Raw genomic sequence first — 14274 nt, forward strand, 5'->3', positions numbered from 1 at the left:
GTCACGACCGGGCCGGCCACGACGACGACGTGCCTAGGAGGCGGGGCGTGCGCTGTCGAGGAGCGACTGCACGAACGCCGCGTCGCCCAGGAACACCGACAGCACGAGCACCATCTGCACGATCGTGACGACGGCCCCGGCGGTGAGCGGCACCCAGAAGCTGATCTTGCCCGCGCGGAGACGACGGACGGTGAGCACGATCATCGGCACGAACACGACGAGCGACACGATCGCGATCGCCCCGCCGGCCTGCTGCAGTGCGGCCTGTCCGGTGAAGTCGTCGACGGGGTAGCCCGCGGCGGTGAACGCCGAGAGCAGCGAGCGCGAGAATCCCGAGACGAGCAGCAGGTTCGAGATCACGTTGTAGCCCGCGAGCCCGAGCAGGACGAACGTGGCGACGCGGTCGACACGGCGTCCGGTGCTGAGCACGGGGGCCGTCGCGGCAGGTCCCGGGTACGGCTGCGCGCCTCCTGCGCCCTGGCCCTGCTGCGGGTGCTGCGACCACGACGCAGGCTGCTGCCCGGCCGGCGGCGCCTCGCCCTGGCCCGCAGGAGGCGCGGCCTCGGCGGGCGGGACGGGGTTGACCCAGCCCTCGGGCGCGTACTCGCCGTACCGGGGACGAGGGCGCGGATCGCGTCCTGCCGACCCCCCGCCGTCGCGGCCGTCCTGCTGGTCGCGGTCGTCGCTCATCGGGCGGTGCGTCCGCCGAGCGCGCGGGTGTCGGTCTGGCCCTGTGCGTCCTTGCGGAGCTCCTTGGGGAGGGAGAACATCAGGTCCTCCTCGGCCGTGACGACCTCGGACACGTCGCCGTAGCCGGCGTCGGCCAGGTCGTCGAGGACCTCCTTGACGAGGACCTCGGGCACGGAGGCGCCGGACGTGACGCCGACGGTCTCGACGCCGTCGAGCCACTCCTGCTTGATCTCGCTCGAGTAGTCGACGCGGTAGGCGGCCTTGGCCCCGTGCTCGAGGGCGACCTCGACGAGGCGCACGCTGTTCGAGCTGTTGGCCGAGCCCACGACGATCACGAGGTCGGAGTCGACGGCGACCTTCTTGATGGCGACCTGGCGGTTCTGCGTGGCGTAGCAGATGTCGTCGCTCGGGGGGTTCTGGATGGTCGGGAAGCGCTCGCGGAGGCGGCGGACCGTCTCCATGGTCTCGTCGACGCTCAGCGTCGTCTGCGAGAGCCAGACGAGGTTGTCGGGGTCGTCGATGACGAGGTCGTCGACCTCGGCGGGGTTCTGCACGAGGGTGGTGCGGTCGGCCGCGTGGCCCATCGTCCCCTCGACCTCTTCGTGGCCGGCGTGGCCGATGAGGATGATGTGGCGGCCCTGCGACCCGAAGCGGACGGCCTCGCGGTGCACCTTCGTGACGAGGGGGCAGGTCGCGTCGATCGCCTGGAGGCCGCGGTCGGCGGCGCCCTTGACGACGGCAGGAGAGACGCCGTGGGCGCTGAAGACGACGTGCGAGCCCTCGGGGACCTCCTCGACCTCGTCGACGAAGATCGCGCCCTGTCGCTCGAGCGTCGACACGACGTGGACGTTGTGGACGATCTGCTTGCGGACGTAGACGGGCGAGCCGTAGTGCTCGAGGGCCTTCTCCACGGCGATGACCGCCCGGTCGACGCCGGCGCAGTAGCCGCGGGGAGCAGCGAGCAGCACCCGCTTCGTCCCGTTGACGGGGGTGTCCCGTAGCCTGTTGCGCAGCGCAGGGACGCGCGGGGTCGGGAGGTCGACGGCGATGGCGCCGTTCGTGATGTGTGCCACCCGTCGATGATAGGCGTGACGACTGGTCGCGTTCTGGGAGGCCCTGCCCTCCGCACCCCGTCCTCGTCCCTGCCGCGCCTCCTGCCCTGCCCGCTCCCCCGTCCGCTCCGACCAGAGGACACCCCTGCATGACGATCGTCACCCCGCCGCCCACCGCCGATGCACCCTGGCCGGTCGGCCTGCTCGCGGGCAAGGTGCGCGACTGGATCGACCGGCTCGGCACGGCCTGGGTCGAGGGGCAGATCACCCAGTGGAACGTCTCGGGCGGCAACGTCTACGGCAAGCTGCGCGACCTCGAGCAGGACGTCACGGTCTCGTTCTCGATCTGGTCGAGCGTCCGGTCGAGGGTCCCCGCCGACCTCAAGCAGGGCGACCGCGTGATCGCGGCCGTCAAGCCGAACTACTGGGTCAAGGGCGGCTCGCTGACCATGCAGGTCTTCGAGATGCGGCACGTCGGGCTCGGCGACCTGCTCGAGCGCCTCGAGCGCCTGCGGGCCCAGCTCGCCGCCGAGGGGCTCTTCTCCCCCGACCGCAAGAGGCGCCTCCCGTTCCTGCCGCAGTGCATCGGTCTCGTGACGGGCCGCGACAGCGACGCCGAGAAAGACGTCCTGCGCAACGCGCAGCTCCGGTGGCCGTCGGTCACGTTCCGCGTCGTGCACGCGGCGGTGCAGGGCGACCGCTCGGTGGGCGAGGTCACCGCCGCCGTGCAGCAGCTCGACGCCGACCCCGAGGTCGACGTCATCATCGTGGCCCGGGGCGGCGGCGACTTCCAGAACCTGCTCGGCTTCAGCGACGAGTCGCTGGTGCGTGCGGTGGCCGCCTGCACCACGCCCGTGGTCAGCGCCATCGGGCACGAGGCCGACCGCCCCCTGCTCGACGACGTCGCCGACCTGCGGGCGTCCACCCCGACCGACGCCGCGAAGCGCGTGGTGCCCGACGTCAACGAAGAGCTGTCCCGCGTGCAGCAGGCCCGGTCGCGCATCGGGGTGCGGCTGAACCAGATCGTCTCGACCGAGATCGACCGGCTCGAGCAGGTGCGCAGCCGCCCCGTGCTGGCCTCGCCGCAGACGCTCGTCGACGTGCGCGCCGACGAGGTCGTCCGGGCCGTCGCCCGCGGCGAAGAGCTCGTGGCCCGAGCCGTCGAGCGGGCGCACACGCGGGTCTCCGAGCTGACCGCCCAGCTGCGCGCGCTCTCGCCCCAGGGCACCCTGCGGCGCGGCTACTCGATCGTGCAGCTACCGGGCGGCGGAGTGCTCCGCGACCCGGCCGACGCCCCCGAGTCCACGCCGCTCGTCCTCACCGTCGAGGGAGGCGCGCTGCGGGCCGTCAGCACCGGCGCCTCCTCCCCAGGTCCCGCCTCCTCCCCGTCCCCCTCGTCGTCGAGCGACGCCGCTTCCCCTGCCAGCACCTCTCGTTAGGATCGACCCGTGGCACAGTCCTCCTCCCCCGCACCCTCCGCGTCCGCTCCCGCCGACGTGGCGTCGCTCAGCTACGAAGAGGCGCGAGACGAGCTCGTGACGGTCGTGTCCGAGCTCGAGCAGGGCGCATCTACCCTCGAGCGGTCCCTCGCCCTGTGGGAGCGAGGCGAGGCCCTCGCCCGCCGCTGCGAAGAGTGGCTGCTCGGCGCGCGCGAGCGCCTCGAGGCCGCCCGTCGACAGGTGCCCGCCGAATGACCGGCCCCGGTCCCCGCGAGAACGGCCGCGGCCCCCGCGAGAAGCAGCCGCGCATCGTCGCCGAACTCGGCCGACCCGAGACGCCGGACGAGACCGCGCGCCGCAAGGCGGAGAACACCCGCAAGCACTACGCCAACCAGACGGCCGTCAACCTGACGCTGTCGATCGTGGCGTCGCTCGCCGTCGTGCTGTTCCTGGTGCTCGTCGTCGTGCGCCCGAGCGGCACGGTCAACCGCCAGGAGATCGACTACCGGTCGGTGGCGCAGAACGCCGAGAGCAGCGTCGACGTGCCGCTCGCCGCCCCCGTCCTGCCCGACGGCTGGACCTCGAACCGCGCCGACATCTCGACGGGCACCGCCGACGGCGTCGCCACCTGGTACGTCGGGCTCATCACGCCCACCGAGCAGTTCATCGCGCTCGAGCAGGGCGTCGACGCCAACGCGACGTGGGTCGCCAACGCGGTGCAGGCGCGGCCGGCCACGGGCGCGACGACGATCGCCGGCCTCGACTGGCAGGTCTACGACCGCCGCGACGGAGAAAACCCCGGCAACTACGCCTACTCGATGACGACCACGGTCGACCGCAGCTCGTACGTGCTGCACGGCACGGCCGACGACGTCCAGTTCGAGCAGCTCGCGACCGCGCTGGCCGAGCAGCTGGCCGAGCAGACAGGAGACCAGTCGTGACCGACCCCCGCACCGGCACCGACACCGACACCGCGACCGAGGGCGGCGTCCCCGGCACGATCGCCGTGCCCGTCGCCGACCTGGCGGTGCCCTCGCCTCCTGCCGAGCCGCTGACCCCCGGGCGCGCGTGGGACCGCATGAAGGCCGGCAACGAGCGCTTCGTGACGGGGGCGCCTCAGCACCCCCACCAGGACAGCGACCGGCGTGCCCTGCTCGCCGGCGGGCAGGAGCCCGTGGCGGCCCTGTTCGGCTGCGCCGACTCTCGTCTCGCCGCCGAGATCATCTTCGACGTCGGCCTCGGCGACCTCTTCGTCGTCCGGAACGCCGGCCAGGTCGTCGGCGACACCGTCATCGCCTCTCTCGAGTACGCGGTCTCGGTGCTCGGCGTGCCGCTCATCGTCGTGCTCGGCCACGACAGCTGCGGCGCGGTCGCGACCGCGATCGACTCGCTCACGAGCGACGCGCCTCCCGGGTCGCGGTTCCTCGGCGACCTCGTCGACATGATCGTGCCCAGCGTCCGGCGGGCGACGATCGCCCTCGAGCCGGGCGCCGTGCTCGACCCCCGCGCGGTCGGGGCGCTGCACATCCAGGCCTCTGTCGAGGCCCTGGTGGGCCGGAGCGCGCTCATCTCGGCCGCCGTGGCCGAGGGTAGGTTGACCGTGGTCGGGGCGAACTACGCGCTCGCCGACGGCCGCGTCGACCCGTCGATCATCATCGGTCGACTCTGACGCCGCGGGGGCGACCGGCCCCCGTGACACCGCCCCACGAGGGCCGAAGGAAGGACGATGACGTCGTGACCACTACCGAGTACCGCATCGAGCACGACACGATGGGCGAGGTGCGGGTCCCCGCGTCGGCCCTGTGGCGGGCACAGACCCAGCGGGCCGTCGAGAACTTCCCCATCTCCGGAGCCGGCCTCGAGGCTGCGCAGATCGTGGCCCTGGCGCGCATCAAGCGGGCAGCCGCCGTCGTGAACGGCCGACGGGGCATCGTCCCCGCGGGCGTGGCCGACGCGATCGTCGCCGCCGCCGACACGATCATCGGCGGGCAGCACCACGACCAGTTCCCCGTCGACGTCTACCAGACCGGCAGCGGGACCTCGTCGAACATGAACATGAACGAGGTGCTGGCGACCCTCGCCGGCACCGTCGACGGCGTCGACGTGCACCCCAACGACCACGTCAACGCCTCGCAGTCCTCGAACGACGTGTTCCCGACCTCGGTGCACGTCGCCGTGACCGGCGCCCTGCTCCACGACCTCGTGCCGGCCCTCGAGCACCTCGCCGAGTCGCTCGAGCGCAAGGCCGCCGAGTGGGCCGGCGTCGTCAAGGCGGGCCGCACCCACCTCATGGACGCGACCCCGGTGACGCTCGGCCAGGAGTTCGGCGGCTACGCCCGCCAGATCCGTCTCGGCGTGGAGCGAGTCCAGGCGACCCTCCCCCGCGTCGCCGAGGTGCCGCTCGGAGGCACCGCCACGGGAACGGGCATCAACACCCCCGTCGGTTTCCCGCAGGAGGTCATCGCCGTGCTCGCCGACGACAGCGGCCTGCCCGTGACCGAGGCGCTCGACCACTTCGAGGCGCAGGGAGCCCGCGACGGCCTCGTCGAGGCGTCGGGTGCGCTCCGCGTGCTCGCGGTCAGCCTCACGAAGATCAACAACGACATCCGCTGGATGGGCTCGGGCCCGAACGCCGGCCTCGGCGAGCTGCACGTCCCCGACCTGCAGCCCGGGTCGTCGATCATGCCCGGCAAGGTCAACCCCGTCGTGCCCGAGGCCGTGCTGATGGTCTCCGCACGGGTGATCGGCAACGACGCCACGATCGCCTGGGCCGGAGCCTCCGGCTCGTTCGAGCTGAACGTCGCCATCCCGGTGATGGGCACCGCGCTGCTCGAGTCGATCCGCCTCCTCTCGAACGCGACCCGGGTGCTCGCCGACAAGACCGTCGACGGCCTCGAGGCCGACGTCGAGCGCGCCCGCGCCATGGCCGAGTCGTCGCCCTCCATCGTCACGCCGCTGAACCGAGTGATCGGCTACGAGGCGGCGGCGAAGGTCGCGAAGCACGCCGTGGCACAGAAGATCACCGTGCGCGAGGCCGTCGTCGATCTCGGCTTCGTCGAGCGCGGCGAGGTCACCGAGGAGCAGCTCGACTCGGCGCTCGACGTGCTGAGCATGACCCGGCCCGGCTGAGCCGCCCCTCCCGCACCGTCGGCCGCCGCCGATCTCGACGACGCCCCGTCTGCATCCACCGCGGACGGGGCGTCGCGGCGTCGTGGGGCCTACGACGCATCGACGACCGCCGACGCTGCGACGACCGCGAGCCACCAGCCGGCGAGCAGCACCGGCCCGAGCGGGATGGTGACCCCGGCCGGCGACGTGCCACCTCGTCGGACGACGACGGCCGTGATCCCGTGCACTCCCCCGAGCAGTGCCACCGCCAGGAGCCAGACGAGCGGTGCCGACGGCGACGCCAGTGACGCCGCCACGACGCCGACGCTCGCGAGCTTGGCGTCGCCGGCACCGAGCCCCCCGCCGTGCACGAGCGGGACGCACGCGACGAGCACGACGAGGCCGAGGAGGCACGCCCACGCCGCCGGGACCCCGTCACCGGTGCCCACGCCGACCGCCACGCCCGCAGCCGTGCCGACGAGCGCCATGAGGACGAGCACGTTCGGGAGCCGCCGCTCCGCGATGTCGACCCGGACGAGGGCACCGGTCACGACGGCGAGCGCCGACGCCGCGACCGTCCCGGGCGAGGGCAGGTCCAGCACCGCCACGAGACCCACCAGCGCGAGACCCACGACGACGTCGATCCGCGTCGGCCTGCGGCTCCGGGACGAGCGCGGCGCGGGCTGTCCTCCCCCGCGGTCGTCACCGTCGCGGGCACGGTCGTCATCGTCCGGGCCGCGATCGTCACCGTCCCGGGCACGGACGTCACCGTCCGGGCCACGGTCGTCACCGTCCCTGGTGCGGTCGTCACCGTCCGGGCCGCGATCGTCGCTGTCCCGGGCTCGGTCGTCGCCCTCCCGGACTCGGTCGTCGCCGTCCCAGGCGCGGTCGTCGCCGTCCCAGGCGCGGTCGTCGCCGTCCCAGGCGCGGTCGTCGCCGTCTCGGCCACGTTCGTCCCGGCGATGCTCATCCGCGCCGAGTCCGTCCCGGCCGCGCACGTCCAGATCGGGCTCGTCCCCGCTGCGCTCGTCCCCGCTGCGCTCGGCTCGGCCGCGCTCGTGTTCCGTCGTCGTCATGCACCGACCATGACGCCCCCGTCCGCACCGCCTCCTCGGGGTGGGCCGCCCCTGTGGGCGATCTCGCCCGGACCGCACTCGTGCAGGAGGGACCCGACGTCGGTCGCCACCACGATCGCCGTCGCCGTCGCCGTCGCCGTCGCGATCGCTGTGACGCTCCCGAGGGGTGACACGTCGTCACATGCCACGCGAGCGTCACATCGTCGGATCAGGCACCGGACCGGTGGCGAGCGCGGCCAGCCCGGAGACGGCCGAAGGCGCCGAGCCCTAAGCGAGCTCGTTCGACTCGAGCAGCTCGGTCACGAGCGCCGCGATGGCCGACCGCTCCGAGCGCGTCAGGGTCACGTGCCCGAAGAGCGGGTGCCCCTTGAGCGTCTCGATCACCGACGCGACGCCGTCGTGGCGCCCGACCCGCAGGTTGTCGCGCTGGGCCACGTCGTGGGTGAGGACGACCCGGCTGTTCTGCCCGATGCGGCTGAGCACCGTGAGCAGCACGTTGCGCTCGAGGGACTGCGCCTCGTCAACGATCACGAACGCGTCGTGCAGCGACCGGCCGCGGATGTGCGTCAGCGGCAGGACCTCGAGCAGACCGCGCTCGACCACCTCGTCGAGCACGTTCTGCGACACGATGGCGCCCAGGGTGTCGAAGACCGCCTGCCCCCAGGGGTTCATCTTCTCGGCGGCGTCGCCGGGCAGGAAGCCCAGATCTTGCCCGCCGACCGCGTACAGCGGCCGGAACACCATGATCTTCTTGTGCTGCTGCTTCTCGAGCACGGCCTCGAGCCCCGCGCAGAGGGCGAGCGCCGACTTGCCCGTGCCCGCGCTGCCGCCGAGCGACACGATGCCGACCTCGGGGTCGAGCAGCAGGTCGATGGCGAGCCGCTGCTCCGCCGAGCGGCCGTGCAGCCCGAACACGTCGCGGTCGCCGCGCACCAGCCGCGCCTCGCCCCGGGCGGTGACGCGGCCGAGCGCCGAGCCTCGGTCCGAGTGCACGACGAGCCCGGTGTTCACCGGGACGTCGGCGAGGGCACGGGAGCTGATCGTCTCCTTCTCCCAGAACGACGCCATCTGGTCGCTCGAGACGTCGAGCTCGCTCAGGCCGGTGTAGCCGCTGTCGACGACCTGCTCGGCGCGGTACTCCTCCGCCGCGAGTCCGATGGAGGCCGCCTTGACGCGCAGCGGCAGGTCCTTCGAGACGACCGTCACGGCCAGCCCGTCGTTCGCCAGGTTCGACGCCACCGCGAGGATGCGCGAGTCGTTGTCGCCGAGCTGGAGGCCCGACGGCAGCACCGACATGTTCGAGTGGTTGAGCTCGACCCGGAACGAGCCGCCCGACCCGACCTCGACCGGGAAGTCGAGGCGGTCGTGCGCCACGCGCAGCCCGTCGAGGAGGCGCAGCGCCTGTCGCGCGAAGTAGCCCAGCTCAGGATCGTGGCGCTTGCCCTCGAGCTCGCTGACGACGACGACGGGCAGCACCACGTCGTGCTCGGCGAAGCGGAAGATCGCCTGCGGATCGCTCAGCAGGACGGACGTGTCGAGGACGTAGGTGCGCTGGTCGACCGCGGTGCGGGGCGTGCCCGCACGACGGTCTGCTGAGGTGCTCTGCTGGTCGGCCCGGGTGCTGACGGTCACGACGACTCCATCTCCGAGCGACGAGGCACTCGGTACCTTCGGCAGGACGGCCGCGGAGCAGTCGCGAGGCGAACTTTCGTGGCCGTCTCGACCGGGCTACTTGCCCGGTGAGCCGAACCTACGTCGTGCCTCCGACACGGGTCCAGCACGGCACGCCGTGTCGTGTGACGATCAGGTGAACGACCCTCAGGTGCTGGTCGAGGGTCGCAGCCCAAGCCAGGGCGGGCCAGGCCCGGCCCGGCAAGGGCACGCCGGGCCGGGCCGAGTCCGATCCTCAGTACGCGATCGCGCTCCCGTACGACATCAGCGCCTCGCGCAGCAGCCCGAAGGAGTCCTCGCCGTTCGACACGTGGGTGCTGAGGCGCACGCTGGTGCTCCGCACCGTCGCGCTGACCCCGTGGTTCATCAGCGAGGCGGTCAGCGCCGTCAGGTGCTGCGGCTCCGGCTCGAGCACGACGATGCCGGCCCGCTCCGACTCGACGCGCGACGAGGCCACCGGCACGGCGAACTCGTCGGCGAGGTCGATGAGCCGGGTCGCCCGCTCGGCGACGGCCCCGGCGACGGGACGGATGCCGACGGCCGCGATCTCCTCCAGCGAGGTCGCGAGACGCGCCTCCGCGATGGGGTCGGGGCGGGAGAGCTGGAACGCGGCGGCGCCCGGGGCCGGCTCGGCACCGCGCTCGTACGAGCCGCCGAGGGTGATCTCCGAGCCGTGCACGCCGCTGAACACGGGCGTGAGATCGGTCAGCGCGCGGTCGCTGAGCGCCATGAAGCCGGTGCCCCAGCCCGCGCGGAGCCACTTCTGACCGCCGGTGACGAGCACGTCCGCGACGGCCCAGGGCGCGTCGACGACGCCGAAGCCCTGGATGCCGTCGACGATCAGCAGCCGGTCGCCGATCACCTGGCGGATGCCCTCGAGGTCGGCGAGGTAGCCCGTGCGGTAGTCGACGACGCTGACGGCGACCGCGGTCACCGACGGCGTCAGGTGCTCGCGGAGCACCGCGGGCGTCACCGCGTCGTCCGGCACGTCGAGCCAGACGGTGTCGAGCACGCGCAGGGCCGAGGAGGCGCGGGTCGCGGTGAGCGGAGTGGTCGGGTACTCCCGAGGCGACAGCGCGAGGGCGCCCGTCAGCCCGAACAGCGTGTGCAGCATGCCCTGGCTCGTGCTCGGCTGGAACACGACGTGGTCGGTCGGGAACCCGGTGAGCGCGGCCACGGCCCGCCGGGCGCGCCCTGCCTGCTCGTCGAGGGCGACGACGGAGCCGTGCCGGGACCGCGACTGGAGCTCGGTCAGGGCCCGCGCCTCCTGCACGACGCCCGTGCCCATCGGGCCGAAGGAGGCGAAGTCGAACCAGCCCGCCTCGTCGGCGAAGCCGGCGGCGAAGTCGTCGATGGTGGTCACGGTGGTGCTCCTCGGATCAGGGTCCTCCACCGTACCCGGCCCCGGGCGTCGAGGGACCGAGCGACCGACGGGCGCCGGACGCCGGACGCCGGGCGACGAGCGACGAGCGACGAGCGACGAGGCGACGGGCGACGAGGTCAGCTGCCGAAGCGGCGGTGCCGCAGGGCGAAGTCGCGGACGGCACGGAGGAAGTCGACCTCGCGGAGGTCGGGGTAGAGCGCCTCGACGAAGTAGAACTCGCTGTGGGCGCTCTGCCACAGCATGAAGTCGCTGAGCCGCTGCTCGCCCGACGTGCGGATGACGAGGTCGGGGTCGGGCTGGCCGCCGGTGTAGAGGTGCTCGGCGATCAGCTCGGGCGTGAGGACCTCGGCGAGCGCGTCGAGGGTGCCGCCCGCCGCGTCGTGGGCCCGGACGATGCTGCGCATGGCGTCCGCGATCTCGCGCCGGCCGCCGTACCCGACGGCGAGGTTGACGTGCAGGCCGGCGTGGTCGCGCGTGCGCTCCTCGGCCGCGGTGAGGGAGGCGCAGAGCCCGGCGGGCAGGTCGTCGGTCGCGCCGACGTGCTGCACCTTCCAGTCGCGCTGGTGCGAGAGCTCGTCGGCGACGTCGCCAATAATGCCGAACAGCTCGGTCAGCTCGTCGGAGGCGCGGTTGCCGAGGTTGTCCGCCGACAGCAGGTAGAGGGTGACGACGCGGATGCCGAGGTCGTCGCACCAGGTGAGGAACTCGCTGATCTTCGCGGCGCCGGCGCGGTGCCCGTGCGCGGCGGTCTCGAGCATGCGGGCCTTGGCCCAGCGGCGGTTGCCGTCGACGATCATGGCGACGTGGTGCGGCAGCTCGGCCCCGTCGAGCTCACGGCGCAGACGGCGCTGGTACAGGCCGTACAGCAGGCCGCCGGCCACGGGAGGCCGTCCAGGACTCTTCACGTGCCCAGGTTAACCCACCCGCGCGGTCCCAGCGGCCGTGGGGCCGCCTCCCCTACGCTCGCCCTCATGAGCACCTCCTCGCCCTCTCCGGTCGCCGACGACGGCGGTGCGGAGCTGCCGAACATCCCCCTGCTCGACGACGCCCTCGACTACTCGTCGATCGAGCGCAAGCCGACCTGGCGCGGCTGGATCCACGCGGGGACGTTCCCGGTGGCGATCGCGACGGGGATCGTGCTGGTCGTGCTCGCCGACGGCGCCGCCGCGACCTTGGCCTGCGCCGTGTTCATGACGACGTCGCTGCTGCTCTTCGGCATCTCGGCGACGTACCACCGGTTCCCGTGGAGCCCGCGGGCGAAGATGTTCCTCAAGCGGCTGGACCACTCGAACATCTTCCTGCTGATCGCCGGCACGTACACGCCCATCGCGGCGATCGCCCTGCCGCCCGGCAAGTCGGCCCTGCTGCTGACGCTCGTCTGGACGGCGGCCGCCTTCGGCATCGCGTTCCGGGTGTTCTTCATCCACGCGCCGCGCTGGCTCTACGTCCCGCTCTACATCCTCATGGGGGTCGGCGCGCTGGGGTTCCTGCCCGACCTGTTCACCGCCTCCGTGCCGATGACGGTCCTCGTGCTCGTCGGCGGGCTGCTCTACATCGTCGGCGCGGTCTTCTACGCGCTGAAGCGCCCGAACCCGGCACCCGGCCGCTTCGGGTTCCACGAGCTGTTCCACGCCTGCACCGTGCTCGCGTACCTCTGCCACTGGACGGGCATCCTGATCCTGGCGCTGAACGCCCCGACGTTCCCCTAGGCGCCGCCGCGTCGTTCTCGCAGGCACCGCCGCGTCGTTCCCGCCAGCGCTGCCGCGTCGATACGATCGACGGCAGACCACCGCGCCGACGACGCCGCGATCGCCCGCCCCGCCCCGCCCGGTCCCCCCCGGCGCGACGCCCCGGAGGACACCCGTGAAGCGATTCCGCCGCAACCAGGCCCGCATGCACCTCGTGATGATGCTGACCCTCACCTTCACGACCGGCATCATCGACGCCGTCGGCTACCTGGGCCTCGACCGCGTCTTCACGGCCAACATGACCGGCAACGTCGTGATCCTCGGCATGGCGATCGCGCAGGCCGACGGCCTGCCGATCGTCGGGCCGATCGTCGCCCTCGCCGCCTTCCTCCTCGGTGCCGCGATCGGCGGTCGGGTGCTGCGCGGCGGCCGGGCCGGCTGGTCGGGCCGCAGCACCGTCTCGTTCGGCGTGACGGGCGGCGTGCTGCTCGGGCTCGGCATCTCGACCTTCGCCGTCGTGCCGGAGGAGAACACCCCGTGGGCGTTCACGATCACCGGCCTGCTCGGCGCCGCGATGGGACTCCAGGCCGCGGCCGCCCGCAAGATCGCCGTGGCCGACGTCACGACCGTGGTCGTCACGTCGACGATCGTCGGGCTGGCGTCCGAGTCGAAGCTCGCGGGCGGCACGGGCAAGAACTTCCCGCGCCGCGTGCTCGCCGTCCTGTTGATCCTGGCCGGTGCCGGCGTCGGGGCCCTGCTGCTGCAGGTGCACATCGGCGTCGGCATGGGCGTCGCGGGCGGGCTGACGCTGCTCGTCGCGCTGGCCGGCCACCTGCTGCGCGAGCGCCGTCACGAGCTCGAGGCCCGCGAGGCCGCCGCGACAGCTGCCGCCGGCGCCACCGCAGCCGCAGGCGCCTAGCGCCGCCCGGGGACGTCGCGGCCGTCGTCGTCGAGACCGCCACGCGGCTCGTCGCCGAGCTGCGGGCGCGGCTCGTCGTCGAGCCCCGCGGCCGCGGCGTCGGCCTCGGCCCGCTCGGCCTCGATCTGCTCGCGCACCTCGCCGCGGTACCGGGTGCGGCGCACGCGCCTCGTCATGTCGACGATGATCAGCACCGTCGCGATCGCGACGAACGCGATGGCGACGAAGCCCCAGACGCCGGGAGTGACGTCGACGTCGGGCACCGTCGACGGCGGCAGCGTCGCGTCGGGGGTCGACGGCTGCGCGAGGAGGCGCGCGGCCGTGGTCAGCACGAGGTCACCTGCGGCGCTCATCGGGCCTGCACCCCCACGAGGCCGGTGTCCGGGTCGGCGACGCCGGCGAAGAGGTCGGTCTCGGGCACGGGCGAGTCGACGCGGGACTCGACCAGCTGGAAGTCCTCGGTGGGCCAGGCGGCGACCTGGAGGTCGTGCGGCCAGAAGAAGAAGGCGCTGTCGAGCGGCACCTGGCTGGCGTGCGCGCGGAGGGCCGCGTCGCGGACGGGGAAGAACTCCGACACCGGCACGTGCGTCGTGGCGAGGTCGGGCCGGTCGCTGAAGCGCTCGAGCATCTCGGTGAGGCGCTCGATCAACGGCGACTCCGGGTCTTCCGCCTTCAGGTGCGTGATCATCGCGCCGACGCGGCCGGCGCTGAACATGCGGTCGTAGTAGACCTTGTCGATCTGCCAGGGCTCGCCCGCGGCCGGGTAGCGCGAGGCGTCGGAGGCGGCACGGAACGCCTCCATCGAGATCTCGTGTGTGCGGATGTGGTCCGGGTGCGGGTAGCCGCCGATCTCGTCGTACGTGACGAGGACCTGCGGCCGGAAGCGCCGGATGACGGAGACGAGGGGCTCGGCGCTGATCTCGAGCGGGATGGTCGCGAACGAGTTGACCGCGACGGGCTCGCCCTCGGCGGGCAGCCCGGAGTCGGCGTAGCCGAGCCAGACGTGGTCGATGCCCATCGCCTCCTGGGCGGCTCGCATCTCGTGCACCCGCAGGCCCGCGATGTCGCGTTCGGCGTGCGCCCGCGCCTCGAGCTGCTCGTTGAGGATCGAGCCCTGCTCGCCCCCGGTGCAGCTCACGACGAGCACCTCGGCGCCGAGGCTGCGGTAGTAGGCGTAGGTCGCCGAGCCCTTGCTGGACTCGTCGTCGGGATGGGCGTGGACGGCCAAGAGGCGCAGGGTCACGGGT

15 protein-coding genes are annotated in these 14274 nt (G+C 72.9%); 7 read left to right on the forward strand and 8 right to left on the reverse strand.

Translation table 11 applies throughout. From position 1 onward, the window contains the following. Window positions 1–33 precede the first annotated feature (33 nt). Window positions 34–690 carry a DUF6264 family protein gene (locus ITJ48_RS10650; protein ID WP_194613662.1) on the reverse strand — a complete coding sequence of 219 codons (657 nt, stop codon included), beginning with the start codon at window positions 688–690 and terminating at the stop codon, window positions 34–36. Beyond that, window positions 687–1763: a 4-hydroxy-3-methylbut-2-enyl diphosphate reductase gene (locus tag ITJ48_RS10655; protein ID WP_194613663.1), complete on the reverse strand. Its 1077-nt coding sequence runs from the start codon at window positions 1761–1763 to the stop codon at window positions 687–689. The genes ITJ48_RS10650 and ITJ48_RS10655 overlap by 4 nt, the downstream gene beginning before the upstream one ends. A 128-nt stretch (window positions 1764–1891) precedes the next feature. Between ITJ48_RS10655 and xseA the strand changes: the two genes are divergently transcribed. The 5 genes from xseA to ITJ48_RS10680 all read left to right on the forward strand — a co-directional run bounded on the left by xseA (window position 1892) and on the right by ITJ48_RS10680 (window position 6310). Continuing rightward, entirely contained in the window at window positions 1892–3181 is a 1290-nt protein-coding gene (gene xseA / locus ITJ48_RS10660; protein ID WP_194613664.1) for an exodeoxyribonuclease VII large subunit, read from the forward strand. 9 nt (window positions 3182–3190) lie between these two features. Further along, a complete protein-coding gene (locus ITJ48_RS10665; RefSeq protein WP_123548076.1) occupies window positions 3191–3436 on the forward strand; it encodes an exodeoxyribonuclease VII small subunit in 246 nt (81 codons plus the stop codon). After that, entirely contained in the window at window positions 3433–4122 is a 690-nt protein-coding gene (locus ITJ48_RS10670; RefSeq protein WP_194613665.1) for a DUF4245 domain-containing protein, read from the forward strand. The genes ITJ48_RS10665 and ITJ48_RS10670 overlap by 4 nt, the downstream gene beginning before the upstream one ends. A gap of 137 nt (window positions 4123–4259) precedes the next feature. Further along, window positions 4260–4850, forward strand: a complete 591-nt coding sequence (locus tag ITJ48_RS10675) for a carbonic anhydrase (RefSeq protein ID WP_133738733.1) — start codon at window positions 4260–4262, stop codon at window positions 4848–4850. A 65-nt stretch (window positions 4851–4915) separates the two neighbouring features. After that, complete coding sequence (locus tag ITJ48_RS10680; protein ID WP_194613666.1) at window positions 4916–6310, forward strand: class II fumarate hydratase; 1395 nt, start codon at window positions 4916–4918, stop codon at window positions 6308–6310. A gap of 89 nt (window positions 6311–6399) precedes the next feature. Here the strand turns inward: ITJ48_RS10680 and ITJ48_RS10685 are convergent, their stop codons facing one another. The 4 genes from ITJ48_RS10685 to ITJ48_RS10700 form a co-directional block, all read right to left on the reverse strand. Then, window positions 6400–7365 carry a prepilin peptidase gene (locus ITJ48_RS10685; RefSeq protein ID WP_194613667.1) on the reverse strand — a complete coding sequence of 322 codons (966 nt, stop codon included), beginning with the start codon at window positions 7363–7365 and terminating at the stop codon, window positions 6400–6402. A 267-nt stretch (window positions 7366–7632) separates the two neighbouring features. Further along, window positions 7633–8997, reverse strand: a complete 1365-nt coding sequence (locus tag ITJ48_RS10690; protein WP_194613668.1) for a PhoH family protein — start codon at window positions 8995–8997, stop codon at window positions 7633–7635. A 274-nt stretch (window positions 8998–9271) separates the two neighbouring features. Then, window positions 9272–10399 carry an aminotransferase class V-fold PLP-dependent enzyme gene (locus ITJ48_RS10695; RefSeq protein WP_194613669.1) on the reverse strand — a complete coding sequence of 376 codons (1128 nt, stop codon included), beginning with the start codon at window positions 10397–10399 and terminating at the stop codon, window positions 9272–9274. Between the two features lie 137 nt (window positions 10400–10536). After that, the gene (locus tag ITJ48_RS10700; RefSeq protein ID WP_233569121.1) at window positions 10537–11325 is read right to left on the reverse strand and encodes an isoprenyl transferase; all 789 of its coding nucleotides are present in this window, start codon (window positions 11323–11325) and stop codon (window positions 10537–10539) included. Window positions 11326–11391: 66 nt separating this feature from the next. Between ITJ48_RS10700 and ITJ48_RS10705 the strand changes: the two genes are divergently transcribed. Together ITJ48_RS10705 and ITJ48_RS10710 are read left to right on the forward strand one after the other, a co-directional pair. Beyond that, a complete protein-coding gene (locus ITJ48_RS10705; protein WP_194613670.1) occupies window positions 11392–12129 on the forward strand; it encodes a hemolysin III family protein in 738 nt (245 codons plus the stop codon). A 154-nt stretch (window positions 12130–12283) separates the two neighbouring features. Beyond that, window positions 12284–13027, forward strand: a complete 744-nt coding sequence (locus ITJ48_RS10710) for a DUF1275 family protein (protein ID WP_370544883.1) — start codon at window positions 12284–12286, stop codon at window positions 13025–13027. On the opposite strand, the gene ITJ48_RS10715 is transcribed toward ITJ48_RS10710, so the two are convergent. Together ITJ48_RS10715 and mca are read right to left on the reverse strand one after the other, a co-directional pair. Beyond that, complete coding sequence (locus ITJ48_RS10715) at window positions 13024–13380, reverse strand: hypothetical protein (RefSeq protein ID WP_194613671.1); 357 nt, start codon at window positions 13378–13380, stop codon at window positions 13024–13026. The two genes, ITJ48_RS10710 and ITJ48_RS10715, sit on opposite strands and share 4 nt — an antisense overlap. After that, window positions 13377–14270 carry a mycothiol conjugate amidase Mca gene (gene mca, locus ITJ48_RS10720; RefSeq protein ID WP_194613672.1) on the reverse strand — a complete coding sequence of 298 codons (894 nt, stop codon included), beginning with the start codon at window positions 14268–14270 and terminating at the stop codon, window positions 13377–13379. The genes ITJ48_RS10715 and mca overlap by 4 nt, the downstream gene beginning before the upstream one ends. Window positions 14271–14274 lie beyond the last annotated feature (4 nt).

The organism is Frigoribacterium sp. VKM Ac-2530 (genome assembly GCF_015350835.1).
Taxonomy (GTDB): Bacteria; Actinomycetota; Actinomycetes; order Actinomycetales; family Microbacteriaceae; genus Frigoribacterium.